Source organism: Polystyrenella longa (assembly GCF_007750395.1).
GTDB classification, from domain to species: Bacteria; Planctomycetota; Planctomycetia; order Planctomycetales; family Planctomycetaceae; genus Polystyrenella; species Polystyrenella longa.
The window spans coordinates 2,664,999-2,687,245 of record NZ_CP036281.1 but is presented as its reverse complement, the minus strand read 5'-3'; the positions used below and the strand labels follow the sequence as shown (position 1 = coordinate 2,687,245).

The window sequence follows — 22,247 nt, the reverse complement described above, 5'->3', positions numbered from 1 at the left end:
GGATTCCAGATGGGAACTTCTCCCAACTGGTGAATTATTCCCATTGCACTAAAACAACACTTGTACATCGAATCTGGGAACTTTAGAATGCAGCGATTCAAATCAATTCAAAACTCCGGGGAACCCTTCCCGAACTACGTTCAATTCTTTCACTTTCAATACTGCCTGGTATGGATTGATCTCCTCTATTATCAGTCCCACAGACATGATTGAAGCCCAACCAATTCAGGGAGAATTCATTTTATGTTACGTTCGTCTAACCCCGTTTTTACGTCGGATCAGTTTTCGGACACGTTTTCTCGCGGCATAGCAAGTACCGACACCATGACGGTGAAGGGAACCGCGATCAAAACCTCATTTCTCGTTTTAATCGTGGTTGCTGCAGGCGCCGTTCCCTGGACATTGATTGATCCGATGGAAGGTCTGAATGCCAATATGGGCATCGCCATGCCTTGGATGATTGGCGGCATCGTGGCCAGTCTGGTCATGGGGCTGGTGATCTTCTTCTCGCCACGGCAGGCCCCTTGGGCAGCACCTGTGTATGCCATTGCCGAAGGATTCTTCGTGGGAGCTGTTTCCGCCTGGGTTCAGGCCCAATACTTGGCAGTTGCTCCCGGAATCGTATTCCAAGCCGTTTGTCTGACATTCGGAACCCTGTTCGCCATGATGACGGCCTATAACATGGGGCTGATTCGCGCGACTGAGAAATTCAAAACAGGCATGTATGCCGCAGTGGGTGCAGTTGCTCTCGTTTATCTAACCACGTTCGTGCTGCATCTGTTTGGATCGACCGTCCCCTACATTCATCGTAGCGGACCCATCGGCATTGGCTTCAGCGTCATTGTCGTAATTATCGCTGCCCTTTGTCTGGTTCTCGATTTTGATTTCATCGAAAAGGGTGCTGAACATGGTGCTCCCAAATACATGGAGTGGTATGGAGCTTACGGTCTACTGGTGACGTTGGTTTGGCTGTACATCGAAATCCTGAAGCTTCTGATGAAACTGACAAGCCGCGACTAACCGAAGTCAATCGCGCTGACAACCACTGGCTCAATCGTGGGGACTTCCTGTACATGACAAAAAAAAGAGGCTTTCCGAACTGAATCGGAAAGCCTCTTTTCATTGGTACTTATGTGTTTGAACTTGGGAGTTCAACCTGCAATCGGTCTAACGCTGAGCTGTTCCCTGAGGATTCCACTGCTCGATCTGCTGACCTTGCGGACTCTGTTGAAGTTGACCCTGTTGCACGGGAGGTTGTCCTCCGATGTATTGTTGCTGAATGATAGGCACATGCTGTTGTTGCGGTGTTCCGCTGGCATGGGTGACCTGATTCTGCGGAGCAACACTGTTCTGGTTCTGCCAGTAAGCTTCCACGACTTGGTGGTTAGGCTGACCAGGCATTTGAGCCTGAACTTGCTGGACTGGTGATCCCATCATCACACCCTGTTGCATCGGCTGCTGAACAGGTTGCTGCACCTGTTGATAGGCGGGCATCGCTCCGGGCTGAGCCTGTTGAACTAGCATTCCCTGAGGCATCGCAGCGTATTGTTGAACTGGCTGTTGCTGAACGAATTGTTGCTGAGGGACTTGTCCTTGAGCCAACATCGTCTGAGCATGCTGTCCGCGAATATCACCCAGCAATTGTTGTGACGATTGCAGATCGGGTTTCTTCTGAAGAGAAGCCATCAGCTCTTGTTCGGCAGCAACAGATTGTCCCATTTCATTCAGGATGTAGCCAATGTTGTAATGCGCTTCGGCTTCGCCCACAGTGCGGACGAAGTAAGGTCGGGCACTATCGAGATCGCCACTGCGAGCCAGAGCTACGCCGAGATGATACTGAACTGTCGTGTCGTTGGGAGAGATGAGTGCGGCTTGTTGTAGTGCGTCAGTGGCCTCAGAAAATCGCCCCTGGGAAACATAAAACTGACCAAGTGCACTCAACACGGAAGGATCATTGGGAGCAATCGACTGAGCATCCTGAATCGCTTTTTCAGCACGCTCCGCTTGTCCGCCCAGTTGATCCAGCCTTGCCAGCCCCAACATCGCATCAACGGATTTGGGGTTCTGCTTAAGCACAAATTCATACGACTGACGTGCTTCAGTCAGGTTTCCCTGCTGCTCCTGCCACTTCGCATACGATTCGTGAACTTCTTGCGGTTCCTCAAGTCCTGTACGACTTTTGTTCCAGACCTTGCGGATGGAACTCGGTTTCATTTTGGCTAGAAAGCCTCCGCTGGATGCACAGCCCGTCATGGCGACAGACAGGCATAAAACGGCAATTCCCGATTTCCAACCATACAATTTGTTCAGAAGCATGCCCCAACCTCCCTGTCGGTGCGGCGATATTTGTAAGAAGCAACCCGATTGTTGCCTTTTCCTGATAAACAATCCGGCTCACGATGAGAATCTCTCTAGCGCAAGCCATGCTTCTTACGTCGACTCTTCCAGTCAATCCTCTCCAGTAAAATCGGACAAATGTAGCAATCAGCGAAGGACTTACAGTTGTATCGAACAAAACGGAAAAGATAGGGAGTATAGAGAAGAGCGTGGCTGTCAAGATATCTCCGGTAGTGACCACGGTTTGCGATAGTCCGGTCGACCTCTCAGCGCGTTCGCTTCGTCATCTCCAACGAAGGTTTCCGTCTCAGGATCCAACGTGACAGTACGTCCAATTCTGGCAGCGATGTTTCCGGAATGGCAAAGGACTGAGGCCGGATGGCCGACAGTCTCCAAATCACAGACGGGCTTTTTGCGACTTTTCACACAATCGACGAAGTTCTGCACGTGCGGACGTTCATGGGTGTCTCCCGCGACTTCCTTGACCAGTTTGCCTCCGGACGTGTACGCTCGCCAGCCCCGGTTTCCGGCGACCATGTAACCCTGATCACCGTAAATAACTGCCGCCTCCGTTTCATCATAGTATTTATAGGGAACCCACAGTTTCATCTCGTAAGTCAGAATTTTGGGCCGCTCTCCGGCGAATTCATAAGTAACCTGTAAGGTGTCCGGAAACTCCTGAAGATCATCGAAGTACCACTTTCCCCCTGCTGCCGAGATTGTACGAGGCAGACCAAGAGGTTGTTCCCCCTGAGCTTCCGCAGCAGCGTCCATGATTGCCATCGCCATATCAAGTCGATGCACACCATCATTGCCCAGATCGCCGGTTCCGTAATCGTAAAACCATCGCCAATGCCCATGAAATCGGACGGGATTGAACGGTCGTTCGGGAGCGGAACCGAGCCAGAAATCGTAATCGACTCCTTCTGGAGGAGTCCCGTCTGCCGGTTTACCAATATTTCCCTGTTTGGCACTTTCCCATGCTTTTGCAAACAGGCATCGTCCCAAATGCCCCTCTTTTGCATAAGCGATTGCAGACTTCATGCGGTCGGTTGAGCGGTGCTGCGACCCCATCTGCACGATGCGGCCAGTTTTACGCATCGCGGCGACCATTCGTTGTCCTTCTTCAATGTTGTTTCCATCCGGCTTCTCCACATACACGTCTTTGTCCGCCAGGCAAGCCATGATGGTAGGAATGGCATGCCAATGATCGGGCGTTCCCACAACCAAGGCATCGATCGAAGGGTCGTCGATGATTTTTCGAAAGTCTTTCATCGTTTCGGGACGTGTCTTTTGGCGTTTCATCACTTCTTCCACAGCCTGGGGTAGTTTACGGCTGTCGATATCAGAAATCGCGACGACTTCAACCTCCGGATTCTCCGAAAATGTTTTCAACAAACCCAGGGCGCGTCCCCCGGAACCCATCACACCAACACGGAGTCGTTCACTCGCATTCGCCTTGGCAGACTGAGTCGCGGTAACCTGGGAGGCGGCCGCCACAGAGAGGGCACCTGCTTTGAGAAAATATCGACGATCCATGGGAGAGCTCCTGTTGGTAGGTCGGGAAGGGGAGAGGAGTGCAGTTTTTATGAGTCGATTTCTTCCTGCACTGAAGCGATCTCGATAAGATGAGACACTTCGATCATCAGACATTGAGCCTGTCTCTTCAAGCCTTATCTTCGCCCATTGATAAATTCGTATGATTTCACTCCCCCGTTTTGAATTCATAGTTGAAAGCTATTTGAAGGGAGTGCGCATAGACAGCTTTCTGATTAAGCACCTGCGAAATTATTCGCCTTGGCGAATGCAACGTATGATTCATGCCGGGGCTGTCTTCATCGACAATCGGGAAGCGTTGCTGGTAGATCGAGTCAATCCAGGCCAACGGGTGAATATTAAATTGATTGAACCACCGGACAAACTAATTGCGCCGGAAGAGGTCGAACTTTCTATTGTCCATGAAGATCCCTGGCTGCTGGCCATAAATAAACCCGCACCGATGACGGTCCATCCTGTCGGTACAATTCAGTCCGAAACGTTATGCAATGCCGTTCAGCATCATCTCGATCAGCAAACCACTTATAAGGGGCTTCTGCGACCCGGTATCGTTCATCGCCTCGATCGCATGACCAGTGGATTGATTCTGCTCTCCAAGGAGCATCTTTCTCATCGCGAGTTGTCATTGCAGTTCCAGAGGAGCAAAGTTGACAAAACTTATCTGGCCATTCTGGAAGGTGTTATGAAAAGGGATGAAGGTGTAATCGATTTCCCTATAGGAACGCATCCCGAATGCGAAACGATTTTGATGTCTGCCGGCGACCATGCTCGAGATGCGAAAGCGGCTCTCACTCAGTTTCGAGTAATTGACCGCGGCCCCCGTCACACGCTTGTCCGAGCCAAACCAGTGACAGGCCGTTTGCATCAGATTCGTGTTCATTTTGCCGCCTGCGGCCATCCAGTGGGGGGGGACGAGTTCTATGGAGTGGACGATGAACTGAAGGGAGCACGGCTAGCGATTTCAAGTCATACAAACGATGAAGGTGCAGGCGAGAATGGTCCGATATCAAAAGAGTTCAGCCGTTTTATGCAACCGGGTCGTCATGCATTGCATTGTGTGGAAATGCAATTTCGCCACCCTATCACCCGGTGCCCGATGACATTGAATGCGAAATGTCCTATCGACTTCCAGATGACATGGAATCAACTACGGTGTGATGACCCTCGTTGACCATTCGCTGTTGAACAATAGTTGTCCACAGAATCCGAAAATGTCGAATATGCAGATCAAAACAGTTTTCGCAATCAAGGATGGGAGGTCTGTTTCTTTTTAATCAGAACAGCGGTGAGGCAAAAGTACAACAAGGCCATCTGGTCATTAATGATCTAGATTGCAAATGACTGTGCGATACTTGGGAGTCATTCGCCCTCTCTGATCAGCAGGGCCAACGGTCACGATTCGACTAACCGATACAGATATGATGTTTACCTGAGGTTAATCCCTCGCATCTCCGGGAACCGAAGTTAATACAGGTAAGCAGAAATAGATCACTACTGTCTACCTGAGCAGGAATAGCCAGTAGTATCAAAATCCTTCGAGAGCTTTTTTCATGTCAACGATCACAACCAGGCTTAGCGGGGAACAAAAGCTCTCGAAGCCGTTCTGCGACGCGGCATATTCTTTTTTCACGTTGATGCTGGAGAGCAAATGCGTGGTTAAAGAAGTTTTGCCCATCGGAAGCCACACTCTCGAACCGATCACTGCCAGCGTCAGCATCTCCGGTTCTTACAACGGTATGGTCTGCATTAGCGTGACAGAACACTCGGCGAAAAGAGTACTCAATCGTTTAACCGGCCTGGAACCCGAAGATCTCGATGACTTCGTCATAGATGCTGTAGGCGAAATGGCTAACATGATTGGTGGACAAGGAAAACGAGAACTTAGCAGAGAAGAGCTTCAGCTTGGTTTGCCTAAAATTCTGGTCGATGAAAACAAACTGTTCTTTGAATCCGACTGGGACAGCTCGCAACATATTCTGCTCGATACGGATATAGGCATATGCACACTCACACTGTTGTTTGATCTGCCTAACTCCTGAATCTCATCCTCGATTCTCGTCGCTGAATCGGAGCTTATAGCACGCTGCCGACGCTTGAGCTTGAAACGTCGATGATCGCTTCTTTCGCACTTTGCCTCTTCTGCGGAAATGTTACGTCCACTTTTTCAGGGACGGGAACGACTGTCTTCGCATCTCACTTCCATCTTGCGCGGTCTCAGCTACCCTTAAATTCGGTTCAATCGTCATTTCTACCCAGATGCCGCCGATCTTACGTATTCCTTCTGAATACGGTTAAACCCCGCGTCCTTCGGGATCGATAAAAACTAACACTATATTATTTCGCGCGCTGAAGTTCCTGCTGCGACTGCTTTGGGTACCAAGCATCGTGCTGCTGATCTTTAGTTCCGGGATCTTCGACAAGTGGAACTTTCGTCGTCGAACTGATGCACTTCATCCCCTCAATTCATCTCTTAGCGTACTGGTTGTTTCATGAAACATTATGATCTCATTGTGATTGGTAGTGGACCGGCAGGCCACAAAGGAGCGATTGCCGCCTCTAAGATGGGCAAAAAAGTCGCTCTCATCGAGCGACAACTCAATCGACTGGGAGGCGTCTGCCTGCACACGGGAACGATTCCCTCCAAAACAATGCGTGAAGCAATCATGCACTTGACTGGCTATCGCCAGCGAGAAGTTTATTCAGAGCTGTATCGTCGCAAACGCCACATCAAAATGGACGACCTCCGTAAGAAAATCGCCCAAGTCACACAGCATGAACGCGATTTGATTCACGACCAGTTGGAACGTAACGGAATCGATGTCCATTGTGGAGACGCTCAATTTCTGGACGAGCACACCGTTGGCATTCTGACCAAAAAAGGCGATGTGGACCATTCAATCACAGGCGACAAGATTCTGATCGCCTGCGGAACCAAACCAGCTCGCCCCGATCATATGGATTTCGATGGAAAATCAATCTTCGACACCGATCAGATTTTGGACCTGGAAGATATTCCCCGGTCGATGATCGTCGTCGGTGGTGGCGTCATAGGAATTGAATATGCCATTATGTTCGCCATTCTGGGCGTTGAAGTGACTGTCGTCGATGGACGCGAAAGACTGCTCGATTTCTGCGATAGGGAAGTGATTGAAACACTTCTTTACCATGCCCGCTCACTCGAAATGGTGATGCGACTGGGGGAAGATGTCACCAGTATGGACCGCCAACGTAATGGATCCGTGGTAGTTCAATTGGAAAGTGGAAAACGACTCATCGCCGATACTGCTTTATTCAGCGCTGGTCGTGTAGGTGATGTCGATGAACTCGATCTTCCCGCCGCCGGACTGAAAACGGATGAACGTGGCCGACTGTGGTGTGACGAGAACTTCCGCACCTGGCAACCCCACATATATGGGGTGGGTGACATCGTCGGCTTCCCGGCACTGGCCAGTACATCCATGGAGCAGGGCCGTCGTGCTGTCTGCAACATGTTTAACAAAAAGTACGACCACGTCGACCAACTCCCTTACGGGCTCTACACGATTCCCGAGATCTCGATGATCGGAAAAACGGAGCACCAACTGACACAGGATAAAGTTCCTTACGAAGTTGGTGTGGCCCGTTACCATGAAATCGCACGGGGACATATCTCGGGTGACGTTCACGGAATGTTGAAGATTCTCTTCCATCGCGAAACCAAGAAACTGCTCGGCGTCCACTGCATCGGTGAATCAGCAACAGAGCTGACACACATCGGCCAGGCTGTCATGGCATTCGACGGAACGATTGAGTATTTCCGCGACACTGTTTTCAATTACCCCACCATGTCGGAATCCTACAAGGTGGCTGCGTTCGACGGTTTGAACAAACTCCAACTCGACCTGGAGTTGTCAGAGAGTTCTTACAAAACTGCCGAAGCAGAACAGAAAAACTTAACTGGCGATGCCAAACTATCTGAGGATAGTGAAGTGAGCCAGGAAGAAGAGGCCCCCGTCAGCGAACAGCAACAGGTGGTTGCCACTATGGAAGCCGAGAAGTAATCCCCCAGGTGAGCGACCTGCTCACACCATCTCGCAGAAAAGCGGGACCTTTTCCCGGAAAGGTTCCGCTTTTTCTTTTTCATAGATGTTTTCATAGACGCTGGGAGCCCAGATTTTCCCGATTGTTTATTCTCCATAAGGACACCAATGCGGCCACATCGCGGCATGGCCTTTACTTAGGTGAGTGACCTCAAACTCGGTCCGATTCTCGACATTCATGACCACCAATTGACGCACTCCCTTTCGCATTGAACCATACAGCAACCATTTACCATCGGGAGAGGGTTGTGGATGGTAGTGCAATGTCCCACTGGGGCTATTCGTCAATTGAGTGACTTCTCCCGCAAGCGAGCATTGGAAGAGTTCTACATTCTCATTCACTATTGCGGTATAGAAGACCAACTTGCCATCCGTCGACCAGACAGGCAGATCACTGCTCCCCTGATGGTAATCAGGAACATCAAGAAACAGGATATGGCTTTCGTATCCGCCGAGATCGACCAGTTTTCGTAGACCAGTCCCGTCTCGACGAACAAGGTAAGGGTTGCTTTGATAATGTTTGCCACTCAGAAACATGATCCATTCCCCATCCGGGGACCAACTCGGACCAAAATTAAAAGAGTTTCCCGTTTCGATCTGCATCTTTCCCGAACCATCCGGTTGAGAGAGAAAAATCTGATAATTTTCATGGTAGCTGATCAGGTCCCCTTGGGGGCTGGCGGAGTAGCCATAGGCGAAACCACTATCCTCACCCGTCACATTCCGTTTATTGCTACCATCCAAATCCATCAAATACGTTTGCGATTTTCCATCAATAAGCGGCGTGAACCCCAAGCCTGCGTTGTCCGGAAGATAAAAGAGTCCACCATTATAGTGACTGACGCGTTCCACATCCGACACATTCAACATTGCTCCTGATTCAAGGTCGTAGAGGATGGTATCCAGTTCCCATTTCCCTTTCTCCATTCGGAATCTCTTGTGTTCTTCTTCCCACGTTGCGTTTTGTGGATCCTGCCAACCCCGGAGAATAATCGCCTGTCGACCATCGGGCGACCAGCCCGCGAACTGTGTCCAGACATCCTGATTATCAACCAAAGATTCGGCAACAAGAAGCTTATCTGAACCATCCGCCTGAGAAATCGCCGCCCGAAACGTTCGCACATTGGCATGCCGACCTCCGGGAAGATTCGTGCGAAGTTCTGTATATCCAATCTTGAGTTTGGAAAGTTCAGGCTCCGCTGCACAAATAGAATCAGCCGACATCAAGTTAACCCCGAGAGCGATCAACAATAAAGTCGTCCGCGCGAATATCGATTTTAAAGACATAACATCGCTCCCTGGCGAGTGAAGGATTTATTCTTCGAATTGACTTTTCCAGATCTCAAACTGACTTACGAGTTCTGCACGAACTGAAGGTTGTTGACGGGAAAGATCCTTGCTCTCCGCGAGATCCGTTGTCAAATCAAACAATTGAAAGTCCTGCGTTGGTTTTTCTCGGATAATCTTATATTTCCCCTGCCGTAGAGCGCTGTATTGACGGAATTCAAAGAAGAACGGACGGGCGTTCTTCGGACTGGAAACCCCAGTCATTAACGGCCAGACATCCTGTCCATCAGATTGAGGTTCCCCTTTGAGAGAGCCGCCAGCAATTTGAACCAATGTCGGAAGAAGATCCAAACTGATGAATGGATCGTTCATAACTTGATCAGCCTTGATTTCACCGGGGAACCGAATAATACAGGGGACTCGGATCCCACCCTCCCATAACGTGACTCCTCCTTCTCGCAGAGGATGATTCGTACTCACTTCCAAGCCACGGTCTTTCAACATGAATGCACCATTGTCGGAATACCAGATAACCAACGTATTTTCGGCAACGCCCGATGTTTCAAGCTGCTGTAGCACTCGTCCGATCGCCGCATCAAGTGCAGTTACCACGGCCCGGTAACGTTGTTGAGGATCGTCCGTATCCGGATCGTAATTATATTTTTCAAATGCCCACACGGGAGCCTGCCACTCATTCGGTTCTCCAGGTTGTTTGTTCCCAACGCTCGGAAAATGCGGCGCATTAAATGGAAGATAAATGAAGAATGGACGTTTATTTTCCTGTTCGATATATTCACAGGCAGCGTCCGCAAAGAGGTCGGTACTGTATCCCTCTTCAAATACTTCCTCTTCGTTCCGCCAGAGATCGTGGCGACCATTATAGACGTATCGGTAGTAATCGATGTTTCCTGCAGCGAACCCGAAGAATGTATCAAAACCACGCTCGGTAGGTCGGTAACCTTCACCAAATCCGATATTCCATTTCCCGAAACAGGCCGTCCTGTATCCCAGCGGTTTCAGATATTCCGGAATGAGTTTTTCTTTCAGCGATAAACCTGCGGCGTAGTTTTCCTCACGACTCAATTGATGATTCAAGCCAATCCGTTGAGGATATCGTCCCGTCAGTAACGTGGCCCGGGAGACAGTGCAGGTGGGGGAGGCCGTATAAAAACTGGTACAGCGCATCCCTTCCCGGGCTAACTGATCAAGGTGTGGAGTCTGCATTATCTCGTTGCCGTAGCACCCAAGATCTCCATAGCCCAGGTTATCGGCCGTGATCAACAGAATATTCGGAGGTCGCTGCACTTCCACTTCTGCAGATTCATCTGCTGCCGAAATAGATACTGATAAGATGAAAGTAAGTACGAGTCCTGTCAGATACGTATGAAGTTGATGCGTTGGAATTAACATGATTATTTTTCAAGTCTCCAGAATCGGAACGACATGAGCACTATCGAGGGATAGGAAGCGAGCTATTACTCTTTCCACCATAACCGCTTCGAACAGAGTGGAACACTATAGAACAAGGCTGGATCGACAGGATCGCTGTTTTCAATGAAAAACGGCAACACTTGTCTGCAGATTTGCGGCAGGCTTCGCTACAATTCGGACAGCTCTGTTTTGTCGCCGGAGTGGCTGAGCGAAACCAGAGAGATATGCATTCAAGAGGAAACAGGAACTGATGACTGAGACAGGTTTAAAGACAGCTTGCCACGAATGGCATGTGGAACAGGATGGCCGGATGGTCGACTTTGCTGGATGGGAGATGCCCATTCAGTACACCACGATTGTACTTGAGCACGAAGCCGTCCGGCAACGGGCTGGGCTGTTTGACGTCGCCCACATGGGACGGCTCTGGTTCTCGGGCGACGATGCAGAAGCTTTCCTGTCACATGTACTGACGTTAAACGCTTCTAAACTGGAAGTTGGACAGGTTAAATATGGTTTCGTGTTGAATGAGCAGGGGGGAATTCTGGATGACGTCCTGTTGTACCGCCTGGCCAACCAGTTCATGCTGGTTGTGAACGCCTCCAATCGCGAGAAAATCGTGAACTGGCTTCATCAGCACCAAACGGGTTACACCGTTACCATCGAAGACAAAACTACTGAACAGTTTATGTGTGCTCTGCAGGGGCCTCGGGCGATCGACATCCTGCAACCACATACACCTGCTGATTTAAGCCAATTAGGTTATTACCAACTCATCGAAACAACGCTGTTCGATAAACCCGTTCTGCTGAGCCGTACAGGCTACACCGGAGAAGATGGATACGAAGTCATTCTTCCCTCTGATGAAGGACTGTTCCTCTGGAAAGCATTGATGGAGGCCGGAAGCGAATTTGGTATCACCGCCGCCGGTTTGGGTTGTCGAGACACTTTGCGGCTTGAAGCAGCCATGCCATTGTATGGGCACGAACTGAACGAAGAGATCGATCCGATCACCGCCGGACTTCGATTTGGGGTTCACTTGAAAGGGACCAATTTCATCGGCCATGATGTTCTCGTAAAGCGAACCGAATCGCCACGAACGGTCAAACGAGTCGGTCTCCAGTTGGAAGGGCGTCGCATTGCAAGAGAGGGAGCGCTGCTCTTTCTGGGCGAGGAACAGGTCGGGGAAGTCACTTCCGGCACGTTCAGCCCGACACTTCAGGAATCAATCGGGATGGGTTATCTGCGAGCCGATCTCGCTGAGACGGGACAAAGACTCGAAGTCGATGTTCGGGGTAAACGGCAGCCGGCTCAGGTAGTGCCTCTTCCGTTTTACAAACGAGCTCAATAAAGTGCCCTGGGTTGCCGAAAACCATATCAGGAATTGAAAACAGTCTATATCGCCTGACGTTACAAATTCGTCAGTCACAACACTGCATTACCTACTCTCGATTTTTAAAAAAGGTCGACTTCATGAGTCGTGATTATTCGGAACATCAGAAAAAAATCATTGGCCGGTACTACGACAACCGGGAGTCCATCGACTCACAGAAGTTGAGTGAACTCGTGACCAACCTTTACCTGGAAACCAGCGAAAAGAAGAAGGCCAAGCACTGGGAGCGGGCCGAAAAGATGATGGAACGCCTCGAAGTTCCCAAAAGCCGAATTGCGCACATCCTTGAAAAGGAAGATCCCGCCATTCTGGCCGAACTGGTCAAAGATATCGAATCAGGCAAAGCTTTAAAGTAGGCCTTCCTACTCAGGCTTTTTCTCCTCCGATTCTTCCGAGTCGAATTCAATCCCCTTCAGCCATTCGGGCTGGAGGAAGGATTCTTTGACCCTCTCCGGATCCGCCGTTAAAAAGGGGCTATCTTCGCGAGTCCAGTAGTGATAGAGCTCCTCGCGCACCTTGGGATCGAAAACCTCGAACTGCTTTTCTTCCTCAAATTGCTTAATCAGGTTATGAGTTGCGTCGAACGCTTCGACTCCCCGTTGCTGCCACATCACACGACCGCCACCAAATTCGTCGTAGAGATGTTTCTGGAACTTCCAGTGACCGAACATGAAGATCGCCAATCGGTAGGAAGGGTACTGGATCTCTTTTCGTAAGAGTTCAATTCGCTTCGAGTATTGATCAAGCAGTTCCTTATGCTGCTCTATCTCCTCCTGTTCCTCAGGCGAGAAGTTTTTGACTTCGATCAATGCATCTTCCAACATTTTGAGTTGTGCTTCAGGGGAGGGGGTTCCAGATTGAAGCTCAGTTAATGCTTCCGATTCCCCTTCCTCCTTCTCCACCTCTGCTAATCGTTTCTCTAAATTCCCGGCCACGATGATGAGCTCTTTCTCGGTTGGATCAATCTCCGCTTTGTGCTCCTCTTTATATTTGTCCAAGAGGGGGCTCAGAAACGCGGATGCTACGTTAATCCTGAATTCACTGTCGGTCTCTCCGACAACGTCACTCCGATAAATGGATTTCCCCAACACCTTCCCTATCAGCCCTTTCTGATCCACCTGGTTTTTGCCGCTCTCTTCTTCGCCGCAGCTGAATGAAGTACAGGCTAGCCAGAGGCTCATGATCAGACAACAGAGTCCGAATGTATGGACAGAAACAAGAAGTCGAGAAATCATGAGGTTACTTTCCGAGTGCTCAATTGGTGATGCATAGCTTTAATTCTGCTATCATACCAACTGGTCACCGGTCTACACGAAAAAAAGGTGCTCTCCGAACAACCGGTGAGCACCTTTTTATTTATACAGATTTATTTAAACAGAATCGGTCAGAAAAGTAGTTCCACTTACATCTGAGAGACTTTTTCCTGGAAGGTTCGCAGGAAGCTCTGAGTGATCTGTTCCAAAGTCGACGATTCATCGGCCAGACGGTTGGCGGCGTCGAGAACTTCGGTCGCTCCTTTACCAGCTTCCCCGGCTGCTTCCGACACACTGGCGATATTGTTCGTCACTTCCTCCGTTCCCTTAAAGGCTTCGGAAACGTTCCCGGCGATGGAATTCGTTGCTGCATTCTGTTCTTCCACGGCACCAGAGATCGTGGTGGAAATTTCGTCGATCTTGCGAATGCTGTCCCCAATCACCTTGATTGCACTAGCCGCTCCGCTGGTCGCTCCCTGGATGGCTCCGATTTTCTGACTGATGTCTTCCGTCGCCGAGGCGGTCTGACGGGCGAGTTCTTTCACTTCGTTCGCAACAACCGCGAAACCTTTACCCGCTTCTCCCGCTCGGGCCGCTTCGATAGTTGCATTCAAAGCGAGGAGATTTGTCTGTTGAGCGATCGATGTGATGACTTTGATGACCTGACCAATCTCGACACTCGATGCCCCCAGTTCGTTCATAGTGATAATCGTGCTGTCAGCATCTCGTACAGCCTGTTGCGTCATTCGTGACGCTTCCTGAACGTGAGAAGCAATTTCGTTAATCGACTGCGATAACTGGCTGGCGGCACCCGAGACAGATTCAACATTGTCGCTGGCTTGTTTACTTGCTTCAGAAACGACCTGCGATTGGCGAGCAGTTTCTTCAGACGCGACTGCCAGGCTTTTGGAACTTCCCTGCAATGTAGTCCCCGCTTCTTTTACCCCTTCCACAACGGCACCGATATTCATCTCGAAATCGCGTGAGAGTTCGGCAACGGCCATTTTGGCCAAGGTCGATCTGGTAATATCCGTGGCGTATTTCACGACTTTAAAGGGTCGGCCATTCATATCGTAGATAGGATTGTAAGAAGCCTGAATCCAAACTGCTTTGCCCCCTTTGCCAATCCGTTTGTATTCCTTGGACTCAAACTCGCCCCGGTTTAGCTTTTCCCAGAACTCTTTATACTCGCGAGACTCTTTGAACGAGGGCTCTACAAACATACTGTGATGACGTCCCTGAACCTCAGCCAGAGAGTATCCGAGCGTCGACAGAAAGTTTTCGTTCGCTTGGATAATAGTTCCATCCATTTCAAATTCGATTACCGCTTGTGCCTTACTGATTGCTTCGATCTGGCCCTGGTAGTCGGCATTTCGCAATTTCTGAGCAGTAACATCGGTCGCAAACTTTACGACTTTGAACGGGTTTCCACTGGCATCGAGAATCGGGTTGTAAGAGGCTTGGATCCATATTTCCTTGCCACCTTTTCCGAATCGCTGATATTCACCAGAATCATATTCACCCCGATTCAATCTCGCCCAGAAATCTTTATATTCGCGACTGCTGGCCAGACGATCTTCAACGAAGATTCGATGATGTTGCCCCTGAACTTCCGTTAATTTGTATCCAACTGCATTCAGAAAATTCTCATTGGCAGTGATGATTGTCCCATCCATGTTAAACTCGATCACTGCCTGTGCCTTACTGATCGCGTTTATCTGCCCTTCGTAATTAGCGTTTTGCATTTTCTGAGCAGTGATGTCAGATGCGTATTTGATTACTCGTATTGGATCTCCCTGATCATTGAAAACCGGATTGTAAGAAGCCTGAATCCAGATCTCTTTGCCATTCTTTCCGAATCGCTGGTACTCTTTAGATTCGAATTCGCCCCGATTCAACTTCGCCCAGAAGTTTTTGTATTCAGGACTTCGTGCATATTCGGGTCCGACAAATATGCTGTGGTGTTTGCCTTGAATCTCGTCCAACCGGTAACCGACCGCACCGAGAAAGTTTTCATTCGCGGTGACAATCGTGCCATCCATTTCGAATTCAATCACTGCCTGCGATTTATTAATCGCTGCTGTCTGAGCGCCCATTATCCGGGTTTCGGATCGCAGTTCTTCGATCTGACGTAATAGAGATTCCACATCACCTGTGGAATCGATGGTAGAAATGTTTCCATTTGATTCAGGACGATTACCGGAGGTAGTCATAATTCTACTATCTTTGTTTATACCGAATGGAAATGGGGCAATACGAAAAATTATTGAGTCATCGTTAAACGGGTGACTTCTCGAAGGCAATTAGAAAATCGGACTGTCCACGTCGGCAAAATTCAAAGGTCAAAGCGTCGGCTTAGCGGCGAAACCCGTCACCAATCTAATTCGGATCGAATGCTGAGAATAGATTTCAACGCTCATCCGATATTTGATAATTTCCAGTATGCCTTGGACAAGATGTGATGTGCACTAGTGAAAAGCTATTCCGTCCACATCTCTTCATCGTCTCCCCAATCAACCAGACTTAATGACAATTCTTCCGTTGCTCGGCAGGGGATATCGGTATAGTCTTTTCTCAACGAGAATCTGGATATCGGAGTCCATACTACACCAAGAATCCTGGTAGCAGGTGGGTGAGGATGTTTTTACCTCAATCGAAGAAGATCTCCACGCGAAGCAAGCGGGAGGGACCGTTTAAGTCCAGCAATTTAAAGCAGTTAGCATTTCCAAACGCTTGCGAACCGATGCTCCGCAGACGAAGCATCGGTCACATGCAATTTGACGTTTGAATTACTCAGCGCCACAACCAACTTTCTCCCGGGCAGTTCTTTCTGCCGAGAACACAGGAAGTGCGGGTTCGATTTTTTCCGGAAATTTATCCGCGAAGTCTTCAGATTCAACCGGGGTGATATCCGTTTTTCCAAACAGGAGATCCTGGTCAGGTATTCGCGCAGCTGTCAGCGAGTAGATCACGATGGTCGCAATTGCGGTGGCACTGCAGGCGTAAAACATCATTTCAAATCCGGCAGCTCCACCCCAAACAATGACGGCTCCCAGAATGGGCGCCGACAAGACAGTTCCGACATCGAACCCTCCGAGAATGACATTCGTACCGATCCCGCGCCACTCCTTGCGAAAGCTCCCGGAACCAAGCGAGACAACCGCCGGAAACAGAATCGCGTGACCAAAGCCGCTAAAAATAGCGGGAATGACAAAGTGCCATTCTTTCGTCAACAGAGGCAACAGAGCGTACCCTACGGCGTGCGCTGCCAGGCCGAACAAGACCATCCGGTGCCGACCCATTGTTCGACTCCAATCACGGCTGGCCATTCGGAAAATCAACGCCGAAATGGCATAACTGGTGAAGTACGTTCCGATTCCTTTCAATCCGAGTTCCGTCGCGTAGCGGGTCAGGAATAGCGAGATTGAAGTGAAACAGACTCCCATCGTGAATGAGACGAGCAAAATCCAACCAGGCCATTGTTCCCACAAAAGCCGAAACGAGAAAGGGACCTGCGACTCTTTACTCACAGGCTTTTCGCCGCGAGTCAGAATGGTGACCAGGATTAAGTAAATGATTCCCAGCACGACAGGCACCGCGAACATTACATGAAACTGAACTGCCTCATTCTGGAAAAGAGACATCACGATATCGCCCAACTGGGACCCCAGTATCATACCGACAAAGCCGCTACTTCCGAGGCTACCAATGATTTCTGTCCGACGGTGATCGGGGGCCTGATTCTGTATGTGGACCATGGAACTGGTCACCATCCCCGAAAGCCCAATCGCAAACAGGATCCTTCCAAGATAGATAACCCAGGTTAGATCTTGCACGCTGACGATCATCAATGAACCGAACGTAAAGACGATCGACATCGACATCCAGACGACACGAATGCCGAACCGGTCGATAATTTGCCCCAGGACAACTCGACCTGCCAGCGCAGCCATAACGGAGATCGAAATGATCTGGCCTGCGATTTCTTCCGTACCCCCCAGGAAATTCACCAGTTCTGCGAAACGAAACGTGAGCGCATTTCCACTCACCACGCTTACGTTGGCGAAATAAGCAATCCAGAAGACTTTATTGTAGATATTCGGTTCTGTATAAGGCCGGGTATGAATCGGGGAAAAGGAGGACATTCTAGTCTTTACTGGTTAGTCGTGAATAAAAAACGGATTCCGTACGGGGACAATCCATGTGGTAGTCGGAACCTGACCGGGCGAGCTTCAAATTAGCCCTTCGGCAGTAGTCGCTTCGTTACTGGTATCTACCGCAGCGGTATTTACCCGATTTCACCATCAGCGGAGGTGAAATTCTTACCTGCATAATTCTTAACTGAATTGAGTGCCTGTGATTTTGCCTAGAGGAGGCAGCGGAAGGTCACAGGTCTAAGAGGGAGCGGACGAACGCCCGGAATTATGATGATCTTACAGGGGGGACACCATAGCAACTTGATTGGTTCAATCATAGAAATTGAACTTCGAATATAAAGGGGGATTTTCGCCGATCCAGGCAAATTCAGCGATTATTCATCATTGAATACCCTGCGGACAGGGGGACTTATAGCATGTTCAGTGTTTCGTCTTATCGCGACGAGGGGTTTTCCCAGTCCTGATCGGCCACCTTCCCATTGTGATCAGACTGTTATCGGTCAGTAGAAAGCCTCTAAATCACTGGCGAAACTCCGCTTGTGAGAAATATGGCGTTTCCGTACACTCCCGCCTTGGATTTTCTCTCTCATTTATCCTATTTCTGCACGGATGCAGATCTTTGGCTTGTATCGGTTGGATCCGCAAACTTTTCATCACCACGCTACTGGTCATTTTCCTGGCCGGATCAGCGGAGGTAGCACTGCGTTTTGATTCTGCCATTAATGAAGACGATTTGCTCGGTTCCCCGACAGAAAATGCCTTGGTCACGCCCTGCTGGCAGGCCCAATATCAACTGAAACCGCTCTCGGTGCACCACAGCACCAATCCGGACACACATGCAGACGTTACCGTCCGCACCAATGAATGGGGGGGCCGAGGCGGGACTTACGCTGTGCCCAAACCTGCCGGAGTCTTTCGGATCCTCAATCTCGGAGACGAATCGACTCTGGCCGCCGCCGTCGACGAGCAGGACACCTTCTCTCGACAGCTTCAGGCAACGATGCAGCCCCTCATGTCTGATCAACTGGAAGTGATCAATGCAGGCGTCCCCGGTTACTGTCCCTTACTCGCCTACCTGAAACTCAAACATACATTAATGACGCTCGAACCCGATCTCGTCATCTACCATTTCGACATGAGTGATATCGCCGACGATTATCGAGCCCGACGTCAGTTAATCATGGAGAAGGGTGTGGCGCAGGTCTGCCCCCATCCCGATCTGGCAAACAAAACTCAACCTCAACAACGATTCACTCAGCAATTGATGCTGATCCAACGAGGAACCGAACTCTGGGCGGACAATGCGAGTTCAACCGATACGATGAGTGACCGGCAGGACATTAGCTCTCCCGCTGGCAAACTAAGCTGGACCCTCGATCATCCACCGAACTGGTCACTTTACATTGAACATGCACTAAGACCATTGAACGCGATACAAGATCTCGTGGAAAATTCGAAGAGCCTGTTTATTGTTTCGACTTTACCAAAACCGTGGCAGGTCTCTGCAGATGCCTGCAATGGGCGAAACATCCGATCCAACTTGGGGTTCAAGCAGAATCAGCTATACGGCAATGAGTACCCATTTCAAATAGTACAGCAATACTGTCAGCAACACGGTATTCGGCATTACTCACCTATAGTGACGTTAAAACAACAACAGAACGCTGGCACACTCTTTTTACAAAATGCCGCCGAATTTTCTCCTCGGGGCCATGCTGTGTATGCCCGAATACTCGCTCAGAATATTTATCAGCAATACCAACAGCGTTGACGTAATAGAAGTAACAAAAAGTAGTAAAAGGTCCTCTGGATTCCCGCAACCTGGCTTCGGAAAAATTGGAAAGTGCCTCGTTGCAGTATCCAGTCAGAGAATCCTCAGCCGGCTGATGTCTGATTCACTGTTGTCTAAATCCACTGAATACAATTTACAAACACAATTTTTCATAATACATCCCCTCGTCATTCTGGATTTACCCCGGGCCTCTTACGGTTCACACCAAGTCCGCCTGCAGTATTCCATAAAATCAAAAGGTCAATCGCTATGAGCTCACACGACGATGCCGCCCGTTATTTTCACCACGCTGCCGGAATCATGGGGCTATCCAAAAACATGCAGGCTCTCCTGCTGACCCCGGAACGGGAAATGAAAGTTCAAATTGCCCTGGAACGGGACAATGGCGAAATCTCGACCTTTATCGGCTACCGCATCCAACACAACAGTGCGCGCGGCCCAATGAAAGGGGGACTTCGTTACCATCATGAAGTCAATGAAAGTGAAGTCCTGTCACTGGCGACACTCATGACCTGGAAAACGGCCGTCGTCAATATTCCCTATGGTGGTGCCAAAGGAGGGATCTCGGTCAATGTGAAAGATTTGACCCAGGGCGAAAAAGATCGTTTGACCCGTAAGTTCGTCGACGTCATTCACGACATGGTTGGTCCCGACAAAGACATCCCCGCTCCCGACATGGGAACTAATGCCCAGGTGATGGCCTGGTTTATGAATCAATATTCGAAGTTCCACGGATACAATCCGGCCTGTGTTACAGGTAAACCGGTTGAACTACACGGTTCGGAAGGCCGTGAAGAAGCGACCGGTCGGGGAGTCGTCAGTCTGACAGAACGACTACTCGATAAATGCAAACAGAACTTCCAGGGATCGACCTTTGCGATTCAAGGTTTCGGCAACGTGGGAAGCTTTGCCGCACGACGGATCGAAGAGCTCGGCGGCAAAGTCGTCGCGGTTTCGGACGTTTCTGGTGGAATCTGGAACCCCGAGGGACTCGACGTCATGAAATTGATCGACTACGCTAAAGATACGGGTAGCATCTCCAACTTCCCGGGAACAGATCCGATCGACAACGATGCCTTACTGGCGTCCGAAGTCGACGTCCTGATTCCAGCGGCACTCGGAGGTGTCATTACGTCAGACAATGCCTCTACTATTCGCGCCAAGTTTATCATCGAAGCAGCTAACGCCCCGGTGACTCCCGAAGCGGACGAAATCTTCGCTCATAAGGGAATTATCGTGCTGCCGGACATTCTTGCGAATGCAGGCGGCGTGACCGTTAGTTATTTTGAATGGGTACAGAACCGCCAGCACTTTCAATGGGACGTCACTCGGGTCCGCGAAGAACTTCATCGCATCCTGTCGGACAGTTTCGACAAAGTCTGGCAAATCGCTGAAGAGAAAAAAATCTCACTTCGACTTGCGGCCTATCTGTTGGGAATCGGCCGTGTCGGACGTGCCACTGTCCTCGGAGGGATTTAAAGATGACTGAAGTGCAAATTTCGCAGTGTCCCCTGTTCGCCACTCTCGATCCAAGCGAATGCCGTCTCATCTCCGAAATGATGAGCGCCTGCTGTTATGAAGCAGGCGAATCAATTATCCGAGAAGGGGAAGAGACGACCAGTTTGTACCTCATCACGACGGGAGAATGTCTGGTTACCAAGCAAAGTTCCAACGGACATTCTCATGAGTTGGATACACTCCCGCCTGGTACGGTCTTCGGAGAGATTTCATTCTTCTGTCCTGGCCCCCATTCGGCCACAGTCGTCGCCACATCCCGTGTGACAATTTTTTCACTCTCCCGAGACCGGTTCCTGGAGTTGGAAATAGAACGTCCCGCCGCAGCGTTGAAAATCACCAAGCACGCGACCGCCACATTGGCGGAGCGATTGCGGCGTATGGATAAATGGACCTGTGAATTGGTCGAGAACGCTTCAACGCCAGACCATCACCGTGAATGGCATCAATTCCGCTCGCAGCTCTACAGCGAATGGAATTTCTAAGCTGGGCTCGGGCAGGAACTGCCAGAACGGGACTTTCTACTTGAGGGACTCTTAACAAAGCTTGCCTTAGTCCCAGTCGGCGCTCTGAGCAATTTTGAACGCAAGTCGACCTAAAATTCGTGAATACACGAAGAAAATGAAGGCGAAATAGGGCGACAGAATAAACAGATTGATGAACGGATAAGCAATCGAGCCCACCATCCGCATCACGACCCAAGGCAGGAAGAATGCCCATGTCACGAAAGTGACGATGATCCAGCTCCACCATTCGCGGAATAAAGATTTGAAAATGCGGGGAGAGAAAACGGAAAAATAAGAATGCTGTTCGAAAGTGGACAATGCGACAAAAGGGAAGGCCGCGAGAGACAGCAAAAAGCCAATTGGCATCAGCAACATCGCCAGTGGCATTTGTCCCGGTAACGAAAAGTTGACTTTCTCCAGGATAAACCCGATCACAATCACGGGGACAAAACCAGCCACCGTCGCAATCAGAAATAGCCAGCCGATGGTGAGCAGACGAAACGCGTATTCGTATTTGTCGAATTCAAGCCACCCACGTACATCCTTACTACCGGCGGACGTTTCTTCAAAAATCGTCTGAAAGGTCACTGCCGCATGCCCTCCCGTGATAATAAACATCACAATGGCGGAAAGGCCCAAGGCACGCAACGCGTACGGAACGGTCATCAACGCATAAACACAGAGATCAACAGTCACGTCCAGAATAAAGATCAGAGCGGCGAAGAGGCATAGCCGAAAAATCACCTCGGGCTGAAACGGAAATGTCAGAACCCCGTCAATGTACAGCATGATGCCAGTTGGCAATTTCTCTTTATGTTCACGAGGAGCAGGAGCGATCTCGCCATCCAGAAGGCTGTGCGGCTTTTTCTTCTGTCTCGCTTTTCTGAGTTGAGACATCCCCGAGGGATCAGGAACTTCAACCGACGTACTGCAAAGAGGGCAG

17 protein-coding genes are annotated in these 22,247 nt (G+C 49.8%); 9 read left to right on the top strand and 8 right to left on the bottom strand.

Annotation, left to right across the window (positions count from 1 at the left end; all coding sequences use genetic code 11):
* The first annotated feature begins 243 nt into the window (after positions 1–243).
* Entirely contained in the window at positions 244–1,020 is a 777-nt protein-coding gene (locus Pla110_RS09960) for a Bax inhibitor-1/YccA family protein (protein ID WP_144995630.1), read from the top strand.
* Positions 1,021–1,167: 147 nt separating this feature from the next.
* On the opposite strand, the gene Pla110_RS09955 is transcribed toward Pla110_RS09960, so the two are convergent.
* Positions 1,168–2,316 (bottom strand): tetratricopeptide repeat protein, encoded by a 1,149-nt coding sequence (locus tag Pla110_RS09955; RefSeq protein WP_144995629.1) that lies wholly within the window; start codon positions 2,314–2,316, stop codon positions 1,168–1,170.
* Between the two features lie 237 nt (positions 2,317–2,553).
* Complete coding sequence (locus Pla110_RS09950) at positions 2,554–3,876, bottom strand: Gfo/Idh/MocA family protein (protein ID WP_197440633.1); 1,323 nt, start codon at positions 3,874–3,876, stop codon at positions 2,554–2,556.
* Between the two features lie 160 nt (positions 3,877–4,036).
* On the opposite strand from Pla110_RS09950, the gene Pla110_RS09945 reads away from it, so the two are divergent.
* From Pla110_RS09945 to sthA, 3 genes are all read left to right on the top strand, one after another.
* On the top strand, positions 4,037–5,065 hold the full coding sequence (locus Pla110_RS09945; RefSeq protein ID WP_144995627.1) for an RluA family pseudouridine synthase: 1,029 nt from the start codon (positions 4,037–4,039) through the stop codon (positions 5,063–5,065).
* Between the two features lie 379 nt (positions 5,066–5,444).
* On the top strand, positions 5,445–5,933 hold the full coding sequence (locus Pla110_RS09940; protein ID WP_144995626.1) for a chemotaxis protein CheX: 489 nt from the start codon (positions 5,445–5,447) through the stop codon (positions 5,931–5,933).
* Positions 5,934–6,383: 450 nt separating this feature from the next.
* Positions 6,384–7,934 carry a Si-specific NAD(P)(+) transhydrogenase gene (gene sthA / locus Pla110_RS09935; protein WP_144995625.1) on the top strand — a complete coding sequence of 517 codons (1,551 nt, stop codon included), beginning with the start codon at positions 6,384–6,386 and terminating at the stop codon, positions 7,932–7,934.
* Between the two features lie 126 nt (positions 7,935–8,060).
* Here sthA and Pla110_RS09930 read toward each other — a convergent pair whose 3' ends face one another.
* Positions 8,061–9,260 carry a TolB family protein gene (locus Pla110_RS09930; RefSeq protein ID WP_144995624.1) on the bottom strand — a complete coding sequence of 400 codons (1,200 nt, stop codon included), beginning with the start codon at positions 9,258–9,260 and terminating at the stop codon, positions 8,061–8,063.
* Positions 9,261–9,287: 27 nt separating this feature from the next.
* Entirely contained in the window at positions 9,288–10,670 is a 1,383-nt protein-coding gene (locus Pla110_RS09925) for a sulfatase-like hydrolase/transferase (protein ID WP_144995623.1), read from the bottom strand.
* A gap of 271 nt (positions 10,671–10,941) precedes the next feature.
* Here Pla110_RS09925 and gcvT point away from each other — a divergent pair, with 271 nt between their 5' ends.
* Positions 10,942–12,039 carry a glycine cleavage system aminomethyltransferase GcvT gene (gene gcvT / locus Pla110_RS09920; protein WP_144995622.1) on the top strand — a complete coding sequence of 366 codons (1,098 nt, stop codon included), beginning with the start codon at positions 10,942–10,944 and terminating at the stop codon, positions 12,037–12,039.
* A gap of 122 nt (positions 12,040–12,161) precedes the next feature.
* Positions 12,162–12,437: a hypothetical protein gene (locus Pla110_RS09915; RefSeq protein WP_144995621.1), complete on the top strand. Its 276-nt coding sequence runs from the start codon at positions 12,162–12,164 to the stop codon at positions 12,435–12,437.
* A gap of 6 nt (positions 12,438–12,443) precedes the next feature.
* On the opposite strand, the gene Pla110_RS09910 is transcribed toward Pla110_RS09915, so the two are convergent.
* The 3 genes from Pla110_RS09910 to Pla110_RS09900 form a co-directional block, all read right to left on the bottom strand.
* Positions 12,444–13,316: a hypothetical protein gene (locus Pla110_RS09910; protein ID WP_144995620.1), complete on the bottom strand. Its 873-nt coding sequence runs from the start codon at positions 13,314–13,316 to the stop codon at positions 12,444–12,446.
* Between the two features lie 167 nt (positions 13,317–13,483).
* Positions 13,484–15,430, bottom strand: coding sequence for a PAS domain-containing methyl-accepting chemotaxis protein (locus tag Pla110_RS09905; protein WP_144999661.1), 1,947 nt, complete (start codon positions 15,428–15,430; stop codon positions 13,484–13,486).
* A 693-nt stretch (positions 15,431–16,123) separates the two neighbouring features.
* A complete protein-coding gene (locus Pla110_RS09900) occupies positions 16,124–17,479 on the bottom strand; it encodes an MFS transporter (protein WP_144995619.1) in 1,356 nt (451 codons plus the stop codon).
* Between the two features lie 631 nt (positions 17,480–18,110).
* Here Pla110_RS09900 and Pla110_RS09895 point away from each other — a divergent pair.
* The 3 genes from Pla110_RS09895 to Pla110_RS09885 all read left to right on the top strand — a co-directional run bounded on the left by Pla110_RS09895 (position 18,111) and on the right by Pla110_RS09885 (position 21,283).
* Positions 18,111–19,262, top strand: coding sequence for an SGNH/GDSL hydrolase family protein (locus Pla110_RS09895; protein WP_144995618.1), 1,152 nt, complete (start codon positions 18,111–18,113; stop codon positions 19,260–19,262).
* A gap of 270 nt (positions 19,263–19,532) precedes the next feature.
* The gene (locus Pla110_RS09890; protein ID WP_144995617.1) at positions 19,533–20,762 is read left to right on the top strand and encodes a Glu/Leu/Phe/Val family dehydrogenase; all 1,230 of its coding nucleotides are present in this window, start codon (positions 19,533–19,535) and stop codon (positions 20,760–20,762) included.
* 2 nt (positions 20,763–20,764) lie between these two features.
* Positions 20,765–21,283 carry a cyclic nucleotide-binding domain-containing protein gene (locus Pla110_RS09885; RefSeq protein ID WP_144995616.1) on the top strand — a complete coding sequence of 173 codons (519 nt, stop codon included), beginning with the start codon at positions 20,765–20,767 and terminating at the stop codon, positions 21,281–21,283.
* Positions 21,284–21,349: 66 nt separating this feature from the next.
* Here the strand turns inward: Pla110_RS09885 and Pla110_RS09880 are convergent, their stop codons facing one another.
* Complete coding sequence (locus tag Pla110_RS09880) at positions 21,350–22,201, bottom strand: hypothetical protein (RefSeq protein WP_144995615.1); 852 nt, start codon at positions 22,199–22,201, stop codon at positions 21,350–21,352.
* Positions 22,202–22,247: the final 46 nt, after the last annotated feature.